The organism is Bradyrhizobium sp. CCGUVB23, assembly GCF_024199885.1.
GTDB lineage: Bacteria > Pseudomonadota > Alphaproteobacteria > Rhizobiales > Xanthobacteraceae > Bradyrhizobium.
Window position 1 is genome coordinate 2,320,086 of the sequence record NZ_JANADQ010000001.1, and the last position, 18,641, is coordinate 2,338,726.

Annotated in this window: 18 protein-coding genes; 4 read left to right on the forward strand and 14 right to left on the reverse strand. The window is 57.9% G+C overall.

Annotated features, from left to right (window positions below):
- Positions 1-1,238: 1,238 nt before the first annotated feature.
- The 3 genes from NLN62_RS10675 to NLN62_RS10685 are packed head-to-tail and all read left to right on the forward strand — an operon-like array spanning position 1,239 to position 4,096.
- On the forward strand, positions 1,239-1,928 hold the full coding sequence (locus NLN62_RS10675) for a response regulator transcription factor (RefSeq protein ID WP_254103315.1): 690 nt from the start codon (positions 1,239-1,241) through the stop codon (positions 1,926-1,928).
- Between the two features lie 28 nt (positions 1,929-1,956).
- On the forward strand, positions 1,957-3,423 hold the full coding sequence (locus tag NLN62_RS10680) for a type II and III secretion system protein family protein (RefSeq protein ID WP_371932956.1): 1,467 nt from the start codon (positions 1,957-1,959) through the stop codon (positions 3,421-3,423).
- Positions 3,424-3,433: 10 nt separating this feature from the next.
- Entirely contained in the window at positions 3,434-4,096 is a 663-nt protein-coding gene (locus tag NLN62_RS10685) for a CpaD family pilus assembly lipoprotein (RefSeq protein ID WP_254108726.1), read from the forward strand.
- Positions 4,097-4,141: 45 nt separating this feature from the next.
- On the opposite strand, the gene NLN62_RS10690 is transcribed toward NLN62_RS10685, so the two are convergent.
- The 13 genes from NLN62_RS10690 to NLN62_RS10750 form a co-directional block, all read right to left on the reverse strand.
- The gene (locus tag NLN62_RS10690) at positions 4,142-5,179 is read right to left on the reverse strand and encodes an EscU/YscU/HrcU family type III secretion system export apparatus switch protein (RefSeq protein ID WP_254103313.1); all 1,038 of its coding nucleotides are present in this window, start codon (positions 5,177-5,179) and stop codon (positions 4,142-4,144) included.
- On the reverse strand, positions 5,176-5,997 hold the full coding sequence (gene sctT, locus NLN62_RS10695; protein WP_254103312.1) for a type III secretion system export apparatus subunit SctT: 822 nt from the start codon (positions 5,995-5,997) through the stop codon (positions 5,176-5,178). Before sctT ends, NLN62_RS10690 begins: the two co-directional genes overlap by 4 nt.
- Before the next feature lie 422 nt (positions 5,998-6,419).
- Positions 6,420-7,334: a YopJ family acetyltransferase gene (locus NLN62_RS10700; protein WP_305881667.1), complete on the reverse strand. Its 915-nt coding sequence runs from the start codon at positions 7,332-7,334 to the stop codon at positions 6,420-6,422.
- Between the two features lie 862 nt (positions 7,335-8,196).
- A protein-coding gene (locus tag NLN62_RS10705; protein WP_254108727.1) for an IS5 family transposase occupies positions 8,197-8,954 on the reverse strand; the annotation gives its coding sequence in 2 pieces (ribosomal slippage) (positions 8,197-8,615 and positions 8,615-8,954; 759 coding nt in all).
- A gap of 70 nt (positions 8,955-9,024) precedes the next feature.
- The gene (locus NLN62_RS10710) at positions 9,025-9,300 is read right to left on the reverse strand and encodes an EscS/YscS/HrcS family type III secretion system export apparatus protein (RefSeq protein WP_027522073.1); all 276 of its coding nucleotides are present in this window, start codon (positions 9,298-9,300) and stop codon (positions 9,025-9,027) included.
- A 2-nt stretch (positions 9,301-9,302) separates the two neighbouring features.
- Positions 9,303-9,968 carry a type III secretion system export apparatus subunit SctR gene (sctR, locus tag NLN62_RS10715; protein ID WP_254108728.1) on the reverse strand — a complete coding sequence of 222 codons (666 nt, stop codon included), beginning with the start codon at positions 9,966-9,968 and terminating at the stop codon, positions 9,303-9,305.
- On the reverse strand, positions 9,961-10,845 hold the full coding sequence (gene sctQ, locus NLN62_RS10720; protein ID WP_371932957.1) for a type III secretion system cytoplasmic ring protein SctQ: 885 nt from the start codon (positions 10,843-10,845) through the stop codon (positions 9,961-9,963). The genes sctR and sctQ overlap by 8 nt, the downstream gene beginning before the upstream one ends.
- A 236-nt stretch (positions 10,846-11,081) precedes the next feature.
- Complete coding sequence (locus tag NLN62_RS10725) at positions 11,082-11,615, reverse strand: hypothetical protein (protein ID WP_254108730.1); 534 nt, start codon at positions 11,613-11,615, stop codon at positions 11,082-11,084.
- Positions 11,591-12,901, reverse strand: a complete 1,311-nt coding sequence (gene sctN, locus NLN62_RS10730) for a type III secretion system ATPase SctN (RefSeq protein ID WP_254113432.1) — start codon at positions 12,899-12,901, stop codon at positions 11,591-11,593. Before sctN ends, NLN62_RS10725 begins: the two co-directional genes overlap by 25 nt.
- Positions 12,902-12,945: 44 nt before the next feature.
- Positions 12,946-13,569 carry a type III secretion system stator protein SctL gene (gene sctL / locus NLN62_RS10735; protein WP_254103308.1) on the reverse strand — a complete coding sequence of 208 codons (624 nt, stop codon included), beginning with the start codon at positions 13,567-13,569 and terminating at the stop codon, positions 12,946-12,948.
- On the reverse strand, positions 13,566-14,198 hold the full coding sequence (locus tag NLN62_RS10740; protein ID WP_254108731.1) for a nodulation protein NolU: 633 nt from the start codon (positions 14,196-14,198) through the stop codon (positions 13,566-13,568). Before NLN62_RS10740 ends, sctL begins: the two co-directional genes overlap by 4 nt.
- Positions 14,199-14,211: 13 nt before the next feature.
- Positions 14,212-15,081, reverse strand: coding sequence for a type III secretion system inner membrane ring lipoprotein SctJ (gene sctJ / locus NLN62_RS10745; protein WP_254108732.1), 870 nt, complete (start codon positions 15,079-15,081; stop codon positions 14,212-14,214).
- 9 nt (positions 15,082-15,090) lie between these two features.
- Positions 15,091-15,588 (reverse strand): nodulation protein NolB, encoded by a 498-nt coding sequence (locus NLN62_RS10750; protein WP_254103305.1) that lies wholly within the window; start codon positions 15,586-15,588, stop codon positions 15,091-15,093.
- Between the two features lie 205 nt (positions 15,589-15,793).
- On the opposite strand from NLN62_RS10750, the gene NLN62_RS10755 reads away from it, so the two are divergent.
- On the forward strand, positions 15,794-16,489 hold the full coding sequence (locus tag NLN62_RS10755; RefSeq protein WP_254108733.1) for a secretin N-terminal domain-containing protein: 696 nt from the start codon (positions 15,794-15,796) through the stop codon (positions 16,487-16,489).
- Between the two features lie 934 nt (positions 16,490-17,423).
- On the opposite strand, the gene NLN62_RS10760 is transcribed toward NLN62_RS10755, so the two are convergent.
- Positions 17,424-18,413: an Effector protein NopP gene (locus tag NLN62_RS10760; RefSeq protein WP_254108734.1), complete on the reverse strand. Its 990-nt coding sequence runs from the start codon at positions 18,411-18,413 to the stop codon at positions 17,424-17,426.
- Positions 18,414-18,641: the final 228 nt, after the last annotated feature.

Here is an 18,641-nt window from a genome sequence, read left to right on the forward strand (position 1 = left end):
GTCAGATTGTACGATTCGAAACAGGTACAGGACGTATCACAGCTTAAGTCGCGGCGGTCTCCGGCCCTCGCAACTTCACGACAGATAGAATGTCTCAAATGCTCCAAGCTCGCCTCCCTCTAATCCCTCAAGCTTCTTGGCCACGCCACCCAAGCCCCTGCTGCCGGCATAGCCTATGCGACCTTGACGCCGTATCAGCTCTGCCCCACTTGCAGCCCAAACCGGACGAGCGGTTCGCCGGCGCGCCAACCGGCTTGAAGTTGCGTCTCGAATTGGGAAGGCAGATCAATCAAAGTCCGATCTCTGACCTTCGTATCCATTGGCCAAAATCAGTGGAACGTAGGCAACTCAACCGCCTAAGTGGCATGCGTCACAACGAAAGATACGAAATGCGCTCGCCAATGGTTCGGCGCCCGACGGGTGCATCGCCGCCAGCGTATCGGACGTGACTGAATGTCGGGTCTGGCGAAGTTTCGGTGCCCATCGAGGGTCTGTCCTTTGCAGCGAGAGAGATTGGCTCGAAGCGATAAAGACCGAGCAAGTTAATGGCCTTGCAAACCCGACGATAGGTCGTCCACGCGGCGATCGAGACTTTGATGTAGCAGGAGCTAACCGCGCACGGGCTCGCGTGGCCGAACGGTTAAGTCCGCTGGTCCGCACGCAAAAGTCTACCGGCGCGAGGGGCTTCGCAAATTGGGAACGCAACGATGCAAATCGGCCGAAATCACCGCTCATCAGCCATCAAACCTGCGGCCGTGAGGCTGCACCGCTCGCTCATCAAAGCATCGATCGCGATGAGGCGATTTCGATCCAGCCTCCGGGAACAACATCACCGATCCGGAATGTGAATGCATTTCATCCAAACAATCGATTTCACCATCACGTGTGCTCGCAATCATATTGCCCCCCTGATGTCGTTGACAACTGCCAAAATTGTCGCGGCGATGAGCGAGGGTTCTACCATCCTGTCGATGCGTTTGATTGATTGCGGTCGATGCCTCTGAGGCAAGGCCAGACTGGAGGTCCACCAGGATGCATGCGAGCCAGATGAGGCTGTCGAAAATGCGAGTCGAGCTGACATTGGATCGGATCAAGTGCGCGATTGGTTAGTACCGTTCTTCTTCGTCTATTCCGGCTGCAAACGCTTACACGAAAGCCGGACTGCTCAATTTCGCTCGACGTCATGTTCGAACATGACCTGCTGAGTGTTTTGGCATGACTTGGTAAGAGGTGATGACATGCGAACGCTACTGGTTGATCATGAGACGGCCCCAGCTCGCGTTGTACACGAAGCGCTCTCGGACTGCGGTTTTGCCGTTGACGTAACGTGCACGCTCGATGAGGCCGCCGCCGCCTTTGGTTGTGCCCGCTATGACATCCTTCTCCTCGAGCTGCTTCTACCGGATGGAGACGGCTTGGAGTGGCTGAAGCAGTTGAGGCGCGACGGATATTCGATGCCTGCCGTGATGATGAGCAGCCTTAACGAGCTCGGTAGGCGGATCGCGATTTTCAATGGCGGTGCGGACGACTTCCTGCCCAAGCCCGTGTCTACGGATGAACTCATCGCACGGATGCGCGCCACTCTGCGCCGATCAACGCAAATGACGGCCCCCGTCGTTACTTTTGGCAATCTAAGATTCGATCCGATCGGTCGGCAGGCCTCCGTTAATGGTCGGCCGCTGAAGATCGCGCGCCGCGAAGTGTGCATTCTTGAGCATCTGCTCAGCCGCGCAGGCCGCACCGTCGTGCGCGCGTCATTGGAGGATGGCCTCTATGCGTTTGACAACGAGGTTTCGACCAATGCGCTTGAGGTCGGAATCTATCGTTTACGCGGTCATTTGAGTCAGTCCGGCGCAACGCTACGGATCAAAACCGCGCGCGGGATCGGCTACGTCCTTGAATTAAAAGGCGCGGCGTCGGCCGCGTAGTCAATCGAACTTGAAAGAAAAGACTGTCTTGAACATCGTTTTTGATAAGCATGCGGGCGTCCGTCGCGTATCGATCGCTGTGAGCGCCCTTTTATCCGCCTTTCTTCCTTGTCTTTCGCATCTTTTGTGCGTGGTCGTTCTGCTATGCCCGCTCGCGGCCGCAGCTCAGATCAAGCGGAATGATGGAGGGGGGCCGCCGCGTACGGCTCCTGACGGCATTAGCGGGACACTGACCCTTTCCTCTTCGCTCGGTAAGACAATTCATCTGCCCGCGCCAGCTGCGAGCATCTTTGTCGCCGATCCTACGATCGCGGACTATCAGGCGCCGTCGAACAATACCATCTTCGTTTTTGGCAAAAAATCGGGACGGACCAGCTTGTTCGCACTGAACGAGAACGGGGAGGCTCTCGCTGAGCTGCGTGTTGTCGTCACGCAGCCGATCGAGGATTTGCGCGCCACGCTGAAAGCACAGGTCGGCGACTATCCGATCCAGGTCAGTTATACCCCGCGCGGCGCCATCCTTAGCGGTACGGCGCCCAATGCGGAGATCGTCGATAGCGCAATGAAAGTGACTGAGCAATTTCTCGGCGCCGGCGCGCTCGTCGTCAACAAGATCCAGGTGGCTGGGTCATTGCAGGTCAATCTGAGCGTGCGCGTGGCGGAGGTCTCCCGGAGCGCCATGAAGGAGCTCGGCGTCAACCTCTCCGCGTCCGGTCAAGCTGGCCCTTTCACGCTCGGCTTGGTCAGTGGCAGTGGCGGCGGTAACGGCGCGGCGCAGGGCGGCGGTACGGCAAGGATCGGAGTCAACACTGGCAATGTCAACGTCAGCGCTGTACTCGATGCAATGGCCCACGAGCACCTCGCTTCCGTACTTGCTGAACCGAACCTCACCGCAATGTCGGGCGAATCCGCCAGCTTCCTGGCAGGCGGCGAATTTCCCATTCCGGTCTTGCAGGACAATCGGCAGGTCTCCGTCGAGTTTCGTCACTTCGGCGTCAGCCTGGAGTTCGTGCCGACCGTTCTCAGTAACAATCAGATCAACATCCGCGTGAAGCCCGAAGTCAGCGAACTATCGACACAAGGCGCGGTCACCATCAACGGCATCTCCGTGCCGGCTCTCTCCACCCGGCGTGCCAACACGGTCGTCGAGCTCGCCAGCGGCCAAAGCTTTGCAATCGGTGGGCTCATTCGGCGCAACTTCAGCACTGATATTACGACTTTCCCTTGGCTCGGCGACGTGCCGATTCTTGGTGCGCTGTTTCGCTCATCCTCATTTCAACAGGAGGAGACGGAACTCGTGATTATCGTCACGCCCTACGTTGTGCGGCCACGATCGAACACGAGGCCGATGAGTGCCCCCACCGACCGCACCGCACCGCCCTCAGACCTCGCGCGCAGTCTGACGAACACGATGGCAACTCGCCCGCCTGGTCGCGGCGCTCCCCCGACTAGCGTACCAAGCACGACACGGGGTGGCGGCCATATCATCGAATGAGGATCGACCAATGACATTTCGAATCGTGCGCCCCCTGATCGCTCTGACGGTAAGCCTAGGTGGCTGCACAAGCAGCGCGCCGATCTATCCCGAGCCGACTTCACAAGCGATCATGGTTCAACAGGAGAAGAACGTCTTGCTGTTACAGAGCCTTCGAGGGACTGAGCGGCAGCGCCTGCGGTATTTCATAGCCAGTACCAGTCGCGGTCGGCGTGACGCGCTCCATCTCGATATCACCGGCTCACCTCGGCTCGGAGCGCAGATAGCCAGTGAGGCCCGCGCAATGGGCGTCGACCCTTACAATATCCGCTTCTTGGGCCCATCCATCGACCGGCGCGATGGCTCTGCCGCGCGAATCGAGGCGATTACGTATGAGGCATACCCTCCGGTCTGTCCGTCGATGTCGATCGTCGGCCCTTCAGTGAACGACAATTCTTTCGACCCGACGCTTGGCTGCTCGATCCGCAATAATCTGGCCGGGATGGTCAACGATCCGCACGACTTGCTCGACAATCAGGCCGTTATGCCGAGTGATGGCAATCGTGCGGCCATTCCCGTTGCCACATATAAAAGCTTCGCGACAGGCAATAGCAGCAACTTGGGCACAGCTAACAACAAGGTATCATCAGATCCCACCTCAAGCGGAACCCAGGCCGCACAGCCGTCTCGGTAGCGATCAACGTCCCCACTCGTCATGCGACGTCTTTCGCAACACGAACTAGACTTGGCCGGTGGCAAGGAGTGCTCTTGCGACAGATTCGAAATACTGCATAGGAATGGGGCTGCCAAGCTTGGTCTTACGGATAAGCTCGTGGACCAGGCCGTGGTCATCGACAATACTGAGACGAAGGGCTCGCGCCTCATCCGAGAGTCGCGAAGCCGCTTCGCCCTCACCGCGGCAAACCAGGACCGGCACGCCGGTTTCGCCACGGACGTAGCGCAGCCCGACCAGCATCTTTCCCCCAGTCAAGATCAATGTTGCGCGATGCACGCCGAGCGGGGGCTCATTCGCCTGCTCCCGCCGGAGACGATGGTGTTCCCGTTTCAGCTCCGGATTACCTTGCTGCTCCTTGTGCTCGCGCTTCATCTCGCTCTCAGTCATGCGCATGTTGCGCAAAAACAACCAGCGCTGGAGGAGGAGATCGATCAATCCGACGATCAGAAACGCGCCGCAGGCAATTCCGATCAACAGTTTCACTTCTGTGAAGAGGAAGTCGAAGCAGCCCATGCCGCAAACCGGCAGATAGACCAGTGTCCTCCACGCGCCGACAACGACAAGGAGAAAGATCGCGCCGAGGCAGACGAGCTTGAACAAGCTCTTGCCAAGCTCGACGAGGGAACGCAAAGAAGCGATGCGCTTCAACCCTTTGATGGGATCAATGTTCTCGAATTTCGGCGTCATCGGCTCCGTGGAGAACACCGGTCCACCATTGGCCAGGACTGCCGTCAGAATTGCGCAGATGACAACACTCCCAAGGAGCGGGCCAACAATTCGGAGGGCAAGTTCGGGCAAGACGCCGAGCGCCAGATCGACCGCAATATTGAACGGCTGATTCAGCAGCTTGTCAGTCAGCATGAGCGCTTCACGGCACTTGCCCTGGATGGAACTCGCTTCCAGCCAGAGATAGCCGAGACCGGCGCAAGCACTGACGGCTTTGACGAGATCGGTACTGTGCGGAACCGTTCCTTTCTTGCGCGCATCTTTTAGCTTCTTGTCGCTGGCGGCGTGCGTTTTCTCTTCGCTCGTGTCGCTCATTTCAGTTGCCTTTCAAGCCTCTCCAGCTCGCGGCCCGACTGCGTGATTTCCGATTGCATGTATTCGATGAGATATACCGCGTAAGTGACCATGATGATCGCAAAGCCGATATTTTTGATCGTTAAAGTCAGATCCTTCGGGTTCAATTGCGGCGCAAAGCGCTCGAGCAAGAGCGCTGATATGTCGACCAGCAACAGGAAAGCCACCACAGGCCCAGAGACCAGGAGGGTGGTACGTATGATGCTGTCGAGCACACCCCACAACTCCATTGTCCTCTGCATGCTCAGCGTGGGTCCAAACTGATAAACCGGCCAGATCAGATAGCTGCCGTAAAGCCCGCTGATCATGGTTTGCAGCCCCCCTGATACGACGAAGATCGTGATCGCGGTGATACCGATAAACAGTCCCGTCGCCGAAGCCTGACTACGCGTCGCGGGATCGGCGGGCGTGACCACGCTGCTGATGCCTCGTTGCGTGTCGATAATCTCGCCGACGGCCTGAAGGCTCCAGAGTGGAATGCTGAGCAGGGCACCGATCATCAGTCCGACACACGCCTCCTTAAGACCGAGTAGTGTGATTTTGAGCAGACGTGTGTCCGGATCCAGCGCCTTCAGGCCATCGGCGACTTGCGTCAAGTATGGTAGTTCGATCGCAACAGCCAGGCAGCCGCGGATCAGCCGGCCGATCTGCGGACGCGTAAATACGGGCAGCACCAGCATAATGCCCGCGGGGCGGGCCGCACCAAGGCCGGCAGCAACGACGAGTTCAATGGCCGCCTGGATCAGACTTTGAGTCTCGGCGGTTGACAAATCATACATGGCGACGGCTGCTGGTGGCTCTGCACAGTGATTTTGACGGGTTGCGTCCAGGGCAGTCAGATTGGCTCCAGGAGGCTTTTGGGATCAGTGAGGGCCTCGATGCTGCGAGCTGTCCTCGGCTGCCTTCTGATGACGCCAGTTGGTTCCAGCATCAGCACCATTTGGTGAACCAAGGGGGCTGACGCGAAAATAGTATAGTCCTGCATCTCGCTTTCGGACCGGGGGTCTCACGGGCAAGGAAGAAGCGCTGCTGGTGACAAACGCCTGCTCGAATCCTCCAAGCCGGCCGCTCCCGTTGGTGCTGCTGGCACGCAAATGGTCAAACTGACCGCGCATGAGAGCCTGTCGTGCGAGACGGTGAGCCCCTGCCCAGCCGAGAACGAGTTCTCTAGCGCCGACTATCGAGAGTGATTCCCCGCGGCCTATGTTGGGCTATCGGGTAGCATCCCGTCCAGCGCGGTGCGGATTTTTGTTGCTCTCGACGTCTCTATAGATGCGCTATACTGGCGGGAGTCCCGTCTAACGGCAAAAGCTTCGAGGCGTTCGCTCAATGGCTCCGTTTTTGGGGCTCGCCTGCTAGTGCTCAAGTCTATTTCTTTAATGCGGGGTTGATGAGCTGCGACGTCTTCAATTGCTCCGCTGGAGTGCGAGTGCTTGTAAAACAATGCCGGAAGAAACCTCTCCCCGTGGAACAGGTTGATTTGTGCAAACTCCAGCATGGCGTCGGGCGAAGGCATGTAGGCGCTGCGATCGCCACTAATGTCCGCTATCGTTCCATGCCGATAAAGGTTGTCATGCCACTGGTCGAAGGTTTGCGCATGCCTGTATGCTGCTAGCGCAAACTGCATACTAAACATTACGCAGTCTGCAGCAGACTTCTGGGCACCGACATCGATAAAGGCCCACTTCGGCTCCGTTCCAAGCTGTTGTATCGTTTGCTGCCGCAGTCCAAGATAGAAAGTTATGAACGTATAAAGGTTGGCAGGCTCCATCACGATGATGGTCGGAGCTGCACCCGCGCGCATCCGAACATCGGCGGAAACGTGGTGCATTTCACCGTCCTTCAGTCGCACGACAGCGCGCCAGGCGCAATCTGAGGACTGGTGGACCAGCGCAGCGAGAAACTGGGCGGGCGAATCTATGTGCCTAAGGTTAAGGTCCGAGGAGCGTTGGTTATAGCTGGCCGCCAATTGATGAAAATTGTCAATGTCCAACGACAGGAGTTGGTCGTCAGGCTGTTTGTTGGCAGACAAATAGGAAGCGACCTGCTGACCGTATTCCATCAGTCCAGATGAAAGTTGCGCTTGCCTCGCACGCTGCAGCGTTTGGGAGAGCAATTGGAGCTTCTCGCCAATGCGTGGGGCCTCGTCAGCGCTCGATGTCGTCACGTCGTCGGTGGGGCGAGATGACCCTGGCGACTGGCGTTGAATGGATCGAGACTGGCTTGGCCGTAAGGACCGGACGTGAGCGGCAAATTCGGTCTCCTGAACGTATTGATCGTGCTGAGAGGTGTCATGACTTCCGCTCAGCCGAGAGATGCAGCCGCCCATTTCTATCCTCATCTCACCTGCGAGAAACACACTATTCCGAGCTGTTTGACGTAGCTCGGTTGAATATCCGTTCGAGCTGTTGCATGATGCTCAAGGCAGTATCGCCACCGAGAGATCCAACATTGTCAAACTACGATGGTTAGCTTTCGAGAAGCTGACGAGGACAGAAAGTAGCGGTTATTGCAGAAGTGACGCTGCCCTCGATTGGAGTTCATGCTTACTGATCGGCGAAATGCGCCCGCCGATCAGACCCAAATCGGGGCAGATCGAGCACTACGACTGTGAGTACGGCACAAGGGCACCGCGAGCGTGTTCGTGATCTTGGATGTGAACAGCCTTTGGCACAGGGTGAAGGTCTCGTTCCACTACGGCCCCAAGCGCGCCAGCTGGATCTCATCGTGGAGAATGAGATCAGCGCTTCTGGTCCGCAAATACCCTCGATCAACGCGTTGTGGGCGGCGACGATCAAGGTGACACGCTCTCATCCTGAGAGTTGCGCAATAGTGGAACGCGCCCCGGACAAAATAGATGTTCACAACCGAGAAAGCCCGCGCACAAAATGGGCCGTACCTACCCAAAACCTATCGCCAAATCAGGCCGAGCTCAAAGTGTCAAAACCTCTGTGACGAGGTACTAGGGCTCGGACTCATTAGACCCACCATACAAGAGCGGCGACGAGACAAACAGAGGCGAGATAGTTTCGAGCGAGTCGGTCGTAACGGGTGGCGATGCGCCTGAAGTCCTTCAATCTGTTGAAGGCACTCTCGATACGCCAGCGAAGCTTGTAGAGCCGCTTGCTGAACCTGAATGGTTGCTTTCGATTGCTGCGGTTGGGAATGACCGGTTTGGTTCCACGTTCATCGAGCTCGTCGCGCAGTTCGGCACTGTCGTAGGCCTTGTCGCCGAGCATGCATTTCGATGGCTTCACGCGGCGAATAAGGCGCTCCGCGACCGGGCAATCGTGGGCTTCACCACCGGTCAACAGGATGGCGATAAGTCGCCCTTTAGCATCTGCGAGTGCGTGGATCTTCGTGTTACGCCCTCCGCGCGAACGGCCAACAGCCTGCTTTTGCTCCCCCCTTTTCCGCCCGCCGCCGAACGGTGAGCTTTAACGTGAGTGGAATCGATCATCTGCGTATCCAGCGACCGGCCGTTTTCGGCAAGCACTCGGAACAGACGTTCCCAAACACCGCGGCGAGCCCAGCGCACGAACCGGTTATAGATTGTCGTCGGCGGGCCATAGACTTCCGGGCAATCGCACCAGCGGCAGCCGCTTTTGAGCACATGCACAATCCCGCTGATGACGCGACGATCATCCACTCGCTCTTTGCCTCGAACATCCGTCGGCAAATGCGGTTCAATCCGCTCCCACTGCTCATCGCTCAGCCAAAAGAGATTCCTGCTCATGAATACGATATCTCGCTCAAAACGAATCAATATCGTATTGTGAAAGCAGAAGGATTAATGAGTTCTAACCCTAGTAACCGGTCGTGAGCGCGGGAAAGTCAGTGAAGATCTGCTTGGCTTGCTCGATAAGCGGGGCGCTCAGGACCGGAGAAAACAGACCGATAATCCCAACAATGACCAGAAGCTTCACGGTGAGTGGCAATGTCTGGTCCTGGATCTGCGTTGCCGCCTGGATGATGCCGATGACGGTTTCGGCGACCGCCGCTGCAATGAGTGGAGGCAGAACCCAGATCATGAAAAGCACCAGCGATCGGCTCATATGAGTGAGAATAGTGGTCTCATCCATGCTCAACCTCCAGGCGTTGTATAGCTCAGCACGAGCCCGTGCATGAGACGCGACCAGCCATCAATGGCCACGAATAGAAAGAGCTTGAAAGGAACAGATATCACTGTCGGAGACACCATTGACATGCCCAGGGCCATCAGAATGGTCGTTACGATCAGATCGATCGTGATAAAGGGAAGATAGAGTAGAAATCCGATTTCGAAGGCACGCTTGAGTTCTGAGATTAGAAAAGATGGGACAAGAATAACAAAATCATCGACCGTGGCTCTGCCGCGCATCTCCTCTGGCCAGACACGTTCGGTCGAGGACAGGAAAAAGTCTCGTTGTTCTTCATTGGTGAACTTCTTGAGATAGCCTCGCAGCGGCTCCTGCCCCTCCTTCGCAGCGGTTACAAAATCCTCAAGCGTCTGATAGCGCAGCTGCAGATCGGCGATTTTATCGTAGCTCTGCTCAAAGATGGGGGCGCTCGTGAAGGCGGTGAGGATCAATGCGGCGCCGTATAGAACGATGTTCGGAGGTATCGATTGGGTCCCAAGTGCATTGCGAACGAGGAAGAGAACGACAGATACCTTTATGAACGCCGTGGTCGTGACGACGGCGAAGACCAGGAGGCCGAGCCCGGCCGTGATGACAAGAAGCGCCAGGATTGCTGGTTGGATGTCAGTCATTGCCCGCTAACCCGCCACGCAGTCTGATGCCGAGCTCGTCCCCAATACGGACGATGTCGCCACGTCCGATGCGCACCCCGTTTGCAAAGATATCGACCGGGCCGTCGACCGGCCGGCCAAGTTCGAACACATGTCCTTCGCCGATGCTCCTCAATGCTCCCAGCGTTATCGGCCAGCGGCCGCATTCGAAGACAAGCGAGATCTCGATATCCTCGAGATCGGCTTCCGAGGGCGGCTGCAGTTGACCGGGTTGTGTCGTCATATGCGCATACTCCAGGGGGCGCGGTCGCGAATGAAATGGTCCGCACAGGATCAGGCGGTTGCCGGCGACATCTGCCGCGGTCCATAACCGACCCGCAGTGAGGATGATCTGGCCATGAGCGAATGGCATGACCTCTGGCAACAAAGCATCGCCTGCACTTGTCTTGCGAAGAAGCGAGGCTGAAGCGCGGAGCGCGCCGATCTCTCCTGCAACGATGATGGGTAGCTCTGTGGAAAGCTTGCGCATCTCTCGCGGCAACTTGGCGAGCAGCTCGCCTAAGGCGCGGAACGCCGGCGGTATCGGCCCATCAAGAGGCGAGAAAAGAAGCAGGCGACCTTTGCCCTTGACTGGGCCGTAGACGATGTCAAATTCGATATAAGGCCCTTTCGTCTCGGCCTTTCCGACATGGAGAAGTTGCAGTTTCTGCTGTGTCTCAGTCTCCAGACGAGCGAGCAACGGCTCGAGTGCAAGTTCGAGAACGAGCGAACGACTTGGCTCGGAAAATAGAGCTAGGCTACTGCCGCCCTGCACTGTCGAGATCAACGCCTCGGTAAGCGCATACGGAATCGACAAGACAATCGCATCATCTCCAACGCCCCAAACGCAGTCGAGCATCGAGGGAGCGGAAGGCTCCTGCTGCCACACAAGTCGACCCACGCGCACCGATAGCGGCTTATCGCCAAGGTTACTCCGCAAAGACGTGCGGAGCCCCGCGATTGTATTGAGCCACGAGACGAGAGTATGGGTCAGAATCTGGGACGGCTCGTACTTGGCGTACTCGTCCGCACGACTTGCAGGAGCTGGGTCTACAGGACAGCACCTTTGCAGCCCAACAGGACTAGCCGTTGTCATCAAATTGAACTTTCCGCCACCGCCGTGAGCAAGCCGCTCCCATAGCGAAGCAAGACTTCATCATCGGCCTCTAGCTCAGCTGTCGCTTCCGAATGGGTATCGGCCGCACGCCAAACGTCGGTCTCGATTTGTCGCCATTTATGAGTCGCGGCGAAACGTTTGGCCCAGTGCGCCCGCTTCTCCGATGCCGCTGTCTCGGCCTGCTTTTGAGCGATACGCGCGTCTTCAAGCGCCTGGCGTTTCGACGTGATCTCAATTGCGAGCCTCTCAAGGGTGAGCTCGCAACGATCCAGTTCGACGACGGACAAGGTACCGAGCGATGTCAAATGCTGGTAAACCTCGGCCTCCGCCTGGGTGTGGTGCTGTTCTGCAATTGCAAGTTCCTGCCATGCGTGCTCCGCGGCTAAGGTCGCGATATGACGTTTGGCTTCCATATTGGACAACTCACTACGAGCACTACGCTCACGCATGTCCTTCACGTGCCGCAATCTCGAAGCGTGAATGCAACTCATGCGGTCAGACGGCACATCCATGTAACGGTTTCCTCAAAAGTAGACGCATCGTCTTCACCCTGGCGCAAAAACTCGCGCAGATCGTCGATCGAGGCGATAGCTCGGTCCGTCAGCAAATCGCTGCCTTGCTTGTATTCGCCAACCTTGATCAAGAATTCCGCCTCTGCATGGCGGGAGAGCAGATCACGGAACAAGGATGCTGCCTGGCGATGCGGCGCAGATACGACGGCATCCATGATGCGGCTGCGGCTCGACAGCACATCGATGGCGGGGAAATGCCCCCGTGCCGCAAGAGATCGTGAGAGAACGATATGGCCATCGAGAATGCCGCGCGTTTCCTCGGCGATTGGATCGCCCGCGCCGTCACCTTCTACAAGCACGGTATAGAAGGCCGTAATCGAGCCGTGCTCCCCCATGCCAGCGCGTTCCAGCAAACCTGGCAGCATGGCAAAGACAGAGGGAGGAAAGCCCCGGCGGGTCGGTGGCTCACCGGCAGCCAGACCGATTTCGCGCATGGCGCGGCTAAATCGCGTCAATGAATCCATCATCAGAACGACGCGCAGGCCTTGTTCGCGAAAATATTCGGCGAGCGCGGTTGCCGTATAAGCACATTGCGCCCGCTCCATCGCTGAGCGATCGGAGGTCTCAACGACGACGACCGTGCGGCGAAGCGCCGCCTCCCCAAGATGCCGCTCGATGAATTCACGCACTTCGCGTCCACGCTCGCCTATCAGCGCAACCACGGTGGCGTCAGCGGCCGCGCCTTTTACGATCTGCGACAATAACGTCGACTTGCCGCCACCAGGCTCTCCATAAATGCCGATCCGCTGGCCCTCGCCACATGTCAGAAGACCATCCATGGCGCGAACGCCGAGTGGCAGGGGGCGCTCGATGATACGTCTCGTCATCGGGTTTGGCGCTTTGCCGCGCAGGGGGCGAGTTTCCGTGGCTTTGACTGCGCCCTTGCCATCGAGCGGACGGCCGAAGCTGTCGATCACCCGGCCAAGCAAATCGGGGCCGACAGGCACTTCGTGCATCCGTCCGGTGGCAACGACTTCTGCGCGGCTGGACATGCCTTGCAGGTCACCAATGGGCGTCAGCAACACGCCATCGTGCAACAGACCGATCACCTCGGCCTGAAGCGAGGATCCGGTGCGCGGATCCTGAAGGACACACAGCTCTCCAATACGAGCATCCGGCAAGACCGCATGGATGAGCGTGCCGATCGCCCGCGTGATCCGTCCGCGTACGGCACGCGTGTCCACATGCCCTGCTCTAGATCGAAGACGCGCCAGCGCCGCGTGCAGGGTCTCCTCTCCATCAGGGCCGGCATAGTTTGGTCCCGGCGCCGTCACTGTTCGCCTGCCTCATGATCTAACCCAAAACCCGAGCGCAGGGCGCGAAGCTGCGCGTCAAGTCCGAGATTGATATTGCCAAATTCGCTCCACAGCACGCATTCGTGCGGAAGCAGCGCCGGATCCGGAATGATTCGGACCGCCGGCCGACCTTCCCGGCCGTCGCAGGTAGCAAATTCGCGCGTAAGCGCATCTGCATCCATGGGGGACACATGAAGAGAAAGTTCCGCCCCACCATATTTTTGCAGCATCGTGTGACGAACCGTCCTCACCAGCATCTCGCCGGGGTCGAACGCGCCCAATAGGTCGGTTACGATGTCCATCACAAGCGCCGACAACTCCTCCTCCAGAACGGCTTTTCGTCGTGCCAGTTCCGAGGCAGCCTGAGCGATCAGTTGTGCCATTTCCTCGGTGCCGGCCTTCACCCCCTCGGCATGACCGCGCGCTCGCTCCTTCTGATAAGCTCTGCGCGCCCAGGTGCGAACCCGCGCTAGATGCCGCTCTGCTGCGGCACACGCCTCGACGGCGTTCTGCCAGATCTTAAGATCGCTTGCCGCCACCAGTGGCCCAAGCGGGCGGATGTGCGGCGTGTTGGGCGGCGCGGAGTCGTCGGCCATCATCCCGCTGGGGCCTCCGTCGCCAATTGGGCCAACACCAGGGAAAACAATCGGCCTGCGCCATCGCGGTGTTCAGTGGCAGGATTGTCCGCAGCCGTTCCGACAGCTAGGCGTAGAAGCACGCGGCGGCGATCAAGCGCAGAAACTTCATCGAGCCAAGCGCCGAGACAGGCATGTCCATCGTCCTCAATCTCTTGCGCAAGTTGCTCCGGATCGGCAATAACTCCGGTCGAAACCGCATGCGCTGCATGTCGGATTCCGAAAGCCTGCACCTCGGTGCCGATGCGCCCGATCAGAATAGTGACATCGTGCTTTGAAATCAGCCTTGTCAGCGAACGGGCATGCCAGATACCGCCAGCGAGCCGAGCAGCCCTGCTCGGATCACGTCCGAAGAGAGGGTCTGGCCCGAAGTCACTTCCGTTCAAGTCCATGTCATTGCCGAGCAGCAACCCCGGCAATCTTAGCTGCAGCCTGGGACTCTTCTGCAGCCGTAGCAACGTCGCAGCCGAGAGGTTCGTGTCAAGACGCGCGGCAAGGCGGGTCGGATGAATCGAGGCGGCAAGCTCACGAACACCTACGGAGGGCAATTTGAGCGGACGATGCCGCTCGGCGGATGGCTTCGGTCTCGCCATATCGGAACCCACACTACGCCGCATTAAGGTTGATCGCTTTGCGCACGGCCTCGATGGCGGACACACCCGAACGCCCCGGAACCCTGCCCACTTTGTGAGCTGATTGCCTGCGCTGACGCATACGAGCGCTCAGCAAGACGTAGGATAGTACGCCGAATACAGAGCCGCCGAGACCCATGCCGACCGCAAGCAACGGCGTTGAAATCAATCCTGATGCTTGGGCGAAACCGGCTGCAGGCGCCGGCCGCGGTTCCAGTGCAGGCCGTTCGACCGACACGAAAACCACAGCCACCTTGTCATAGGATAAGCCCTCGATGCTGTTGGCGACGAGCATCTTGATCTGCGGCAGCAGAATTGAGAGATTTGCCCTCGAGTCATGCCGGATGAAAACCGACGCTGAAGATGGCGTGGTGTCACGTCGTAACAGCTCATTCTTCGGCAGAACAACATGGACGCGTGCTGAGAGGACACCATCGATATCGCTGATCGTGCGCGACAATTCCTCGCTCAGCGCATAGACGTAACGGGCTCGTTCCTCGGTCGGCGAAGCAATCAGCCCCCCCGCGTTGAACACTTCGCCGAGACTCTTGAAAGCATGGCGCGGCAACCCTTCTCCATTCAGCAGGTCGATTGAGGAGGCAATCTGATTCTGCTCGACCTGGATCGTGCTGGTCCCGTCCTTAGCAGCAACGCGGACCGCATCGATCCCGTTCTTGAGGAGGACCGCAAGCATCTCGTTCGCCTCACGCTCTTGCACTTTGGTGTAGAGATCGGCTTTGCAACCGACAAGGAGAAGCAGCAGCGGCAGCAGGGCCACAACGCGAAATCGCTTGTTGGATGGACGAGCCTGGCCGCTTTGGCGACAACAGATTGAACCAATCATTCGCCCCACTCAGCCGGCCGACATCAGCTTGTTCAGGGATGAACCGAGGCTGCCGATACCATTTGAAATGAGCGTAACCTGAATGACGCCGTCAGAAACATCCTTTAGATTCGCCATCATCGCTTCGAAATCACCTGGGCCATGGGGGGCGACCGGCTCACGTGTTTCTGCCGCGCCCGGCTTCAGCAAAAGGGGCTCCGACGCCGGCCCAGGCTCCGCACCCTTTGGAACTGCGTTGACCCGATACATCGACGAAAGATTTTGGAGGATGCGATCGCCGAGCGGGCTCGCCTGCGTTGTTGTACGTGATACCTCGGATGTCGGCGGAACTGGCGCCACTTCTGTCACTGGAGGTCCTGCCACTGGCGGCGCAGTGTCTTGAACTGAAGCCGCCTGCAAAAGACTCTGTTGAAACTGGGCCTGTTGGTCGACCGCTGTTGCCGAACAGGTCTTGGACAGACCTTCGGTTAGAGTGTGAGACATCGGCGCAGCGCCTAACATCATCATGGAAAGACCTCGCTTTCTTCGACCTCGCTCTCTTCGAGATGTGATGCGACCAGCCGCTCAAGCCCATTAACGGTTCAACGTTCTAGAGAGGCCAGCTGACGAAAAGCTGACGAGTTCGCCCGTTCATGGTCATCTAAAGATCACGTTTCGCGTTCACGTTTAGGCAACGTTACTCCTGTTGGTTTAGGTCAAAGAGAACCCGTGAATGCTCATTCGATTCATTATCCGTTACGTTTTGAACGGAGTCCTCTGTTTCGGCGTTTTCGTTTCAAGCGGAATACAGATGGCGCTCGGCGCATCCCTGTCGCTACCCTCGACCGCTTATCGCTATACGGTTCTAGATCAGGAGCTTTCTGCCGCGTTGCAGGAATTCGGCAACAACCTCAATATCAGAGTCACCGTCAGCGCCGAGGTGAAGGGACGGATTCGCGGGCACATGCCGGATCTGCCACCGCGCGAGTTCCTCGATCATCTGACGCAGCTCTACAATCTTCAATGGTATTACGATGGGCTCATGCTTTACGTGTCTACCGCAAAGGAAGCGCAAACTCGTCTGCTTCTTCTAACTTCAATCAGCTTCGATGCGCTCAAGGCGACCCTGGATACGCTCAACATTTCTGACGAGCGCTACATCTTGAGACCGGCACCGGGAAATGGCCTCGTCCTTGTCTCCGGTCCGCCACGCTTCATCGCACTCGTGGAACAGACGCTCAATGGTCTTGTGGCGGAGGCGCAGGCGCGACCACGCTCCGCCCAGATGCCGTCGCGGGACTCTGTGCTGATGCTATATCGCGGGTCCTCAGCGACAGTTGTTCGAGATGGGCGAACTGAAAGCCCCTCTTCTTCAGATACCCCGCGCCAGGACGGCGCCTTGCCCGCGCACACGGCGGGCCAAAGATGATATTGAGGCGCGCTTGTTGCCGAATTCCTGTTCAGCAGCCGCCCCCTCAATGAGCCCGTTACGCTGGGTTGTGCAGGGAGCTTGGACCGATCGTCCCGGTCAGACACCGTACAAGGATGGCAACGCGTCTCGTAAATCGGCTCTACACAGGCGAATTGCCGCTGCGCCACCTTGTCTTCCAGTATCGGGATGGCCGGTCGCCGTTCGGCAACCATCCGCCCAGGCTGAAGTGCCGTTGCACTGGCGGCGCGATTCTCCGCCGGGATTTGGTCCAAGCCAAGAGGTTGTCAGGATCGGCCTTTTTAAGTTCGCCTGGCCGTTCGTCACCTCATGCCGTCGGCGCCGGCCGACCCGTCGCGCCCTTTGGATGACAGGCCTTGCGGCAACCATTCACAATCCATGAGGTGATGCAGTGAGATTGGCACCTTAAGATTTTTCACATCGCCAAATCAGCTATTTTCGATGAGGATCGTCACACGCCACCGGAAATAGCGGACTCGACCAATATCTTTATGCGCCGACCGCACTCAAGCCTCCCATTTTGAGACAAGCGGGAGGGGAATTTCGCGGGATCCCGATGACGAGAACCGAACGAAAGGCAGGCCCAATGCCGCATGACCGACAGACACCACACGAAACGGGCGAATGATGTCGCCAGCGCGAATACATAAGGATGATCGCGCAGGCGCCAGTTTGGTTAGCGAGGCCTGCACGTTCTCCTCAAGCGGAAGAGCTATCCGATCCCTTCTACCGAAAAGAGAGGCTCACGCCTCGCCGCCGTGGTGGGCAAAATCGGGCAACGGTAACCGAGCGCCGAATGGTGCCGATACCGTCGAACGACCGTTTAGTAAGCCGCCTTCAATGAGCAACCGACAAGTTTGCCGGCTCGGTCCTCTCCATCGCGACTGGTCTGCCAGGAATCCGAAAGCGATCCCTACATAAAGTCATACTCATCCTCGGACTGGACGCGCGGTGTTTCACTCTGGCTATCACCGTCCTCAGCTTTGGATAAGTATAGGCCCGGCTTGTCCGCCCGCTGCCATTCGTCGTCCCGATTTTTGATCCACTTTTCGGGATGCTGGGTGGGATCAAGCACCATGTTATCGGCATCTACATCAACAAAGCCCAACTGCAGCGAGCGGGCTCTGGCTTCTCGATTGGCAGGACGAGAATGGAGCAACGCGTTATCGCCGTCGAGCCGAAGCTGATGTTCCAGTAGGATATCGCCCGCGTTATCGACGAGCGGATGAACAATCTGAAGATCTACGGTGGACGTGACTTCGTTTCGTCCGGGGAACGATTTCCGCCACTGTTCTTCTGCAAACACGTCGCGCATCGCAAATCCGCCCTCCGTTCTCAGAAGACCGACACTCTTGTTGCCGAGCTGATATCTGAAATAGCGCGCGTTCGCGGTATCGTATTGCGTGGTTCCGTATTTCTTAGCGACCTTTTTTGTGCGCTTGGCCTTGTCGGATATGTGAGGCGAGTACTCTTGTGGGTTCGCAGCAATATGCTTGATCTCATCGCCATGGTAAGCCTTTGCCTGTTCAGCAAATGAGCGCTTTGAGAGCTCCACGACAGGGGGGCGGTCGACCAGGGAGTACGCCCGCGACGAAGACGAGCCAGCGTGTGAGTTCGATTCCAAGTGGATGTTTTCAAGCGTTTGCAAGAAGCTGTGGCTATCTGCCGAATATCCCGCCTCATCAGCGTGGCTATCGTTGCTGAACTGGCTGGATGAGCCATGGATTCGGCCATACATGGAAATTTGCCTCGTGTCGGTGAAGTTGCGTGGCAGCGCGTTCAGGCTGCTGCTCAGGTGGGCGGAGATTGATGGTCGCGCCAGCTGACGCGCTAGGTGAGCATCTGCATCGGCTTCTAGGTGGCGGGCATTCGACAACGGCGATGGACGCGGCTCGCGTGTCATGGGTTGCAGAACAGGGTTCGCGGTGCTGGCTATCGAACTGGAGTGACAGATTGCAAACTTTTGCGCAATCTCTGATTCCCTGGCGCTGCCGCGAGAGGCTTACTTGCACCTGCACCTCGTCATACCATCACCTCGCGGGAGTGGCGCTCGATTTAGCCGGTGATGTCCTGTTGGCTGATGTTACCGAAATCGCGGTTTCCCAACATGAACGTTGCCGGCGCGCACAAG

What these genes read in the sequence shown, in the direction of transcription:
- NLN62_RS10675 (WP_254103315.1), top strand. Translation starts at nt 1,239, where the DNA reads ATGCGAACGCTACTGGTTGATCATGAGACGGCCCCAGCTCGCGTTGTA.
- NLN62_RS10685 (WP_254108726.1), top strand. Translation starts at nt 3,434, where the DNA reads ATGACATTTCGAATCGTGCGCCCCCTGATCGCTCTGACGGTAAGCCTA.
- NLN62_RS10690 (WP_254103313.1), bottom strand. Translation starts at nt 5,179, where the DNA reads ATGAGCGACACGAGCGAAGAGAAAACGCACGCCGCCAGCGACAAGAAG.
- sctT (WP_254103312.1), bottom strand. Translation starts at nt 5,997, where the DNA reads ATGTATGATTTGTCAACCGCCGAGACTCAAAGTCTGATCCAGGCGGCC.
- NLN62_RS10710 (WP_027522073.1), bottom strand. Translation starts at nt 9,300, where the DNA reads ATGGATGAGACCACTATTCTCACTCATATGAGCCGATCGCTGGTGCTT.
- sctR (WP_254108728.1), bottom strand. Translation starts at nt 9,968, where the DNA reads ATGACTGACATCCAACCAGCAATCCTGGCGCTTCTTGTCATCACGGCC.
- sctQ (WP_371932957.1), bottom strand. Translation starts at nt 10,845, where the DNA reads ATGCTCGACTGCGTTTGGGGCGTTGGAGATGATGCGATTGTCTTGTCG.
- NLN62_RS10725 (WP_254108730.1), bottom strand. Translation starts at nt 11,615, where the DNA reads ATGGATGTGCCGTCTGACCGCATGAGTTGCATTCACGCTTCGAGATTG.
- sctL (WP_254103308.1), bottom strand. Translation starts at nt 13,569, where the DNA reads ATGATGGCCGACGACTCCGCGCCGCCCAACACGCCGCACATCCGCCCG.
- NLN62_RS10740 (WP_254108731.1), bottom strand. Translation starts at nt 14,198, where the DNA reads ATGGCGAGACCGAAGCCATCCGCCGAGCGGCATCGTCCGCTCAAATTG.
- sctJ (WP_254108732.1), bottom strand. Translation starts at nt 15,081, where the DNA reads ATGATTGGTTCAATCTGTTGTCGCCAAAGCGGCCAGGCTCGTCCATCC.
- NLN62_RS10750 (WP_254103305.1), bottom strand. Translation starts at nt 15,588, where the DNA reads ATGATGATGTTAGGCGCTGCGCCGATGTCTCACACTCTAACCGAAGGT.
- NLN62_RS10755 (WP_254108733.1), top strand. Translation starts at nt 15,794, where the DNA reads ATGCTCATTCGATTCATTATCCGTTACGTTTTGAACGGAGTCCTCTGT.
- NLN62_RS10760 (WP_254108734.1), bottom strand. Translation starts at nt 18,413, where the DNA reads ATGACACGCGAGCCGCGTCCATCGCCGTTGTCGAATGCCCGCCACCTA.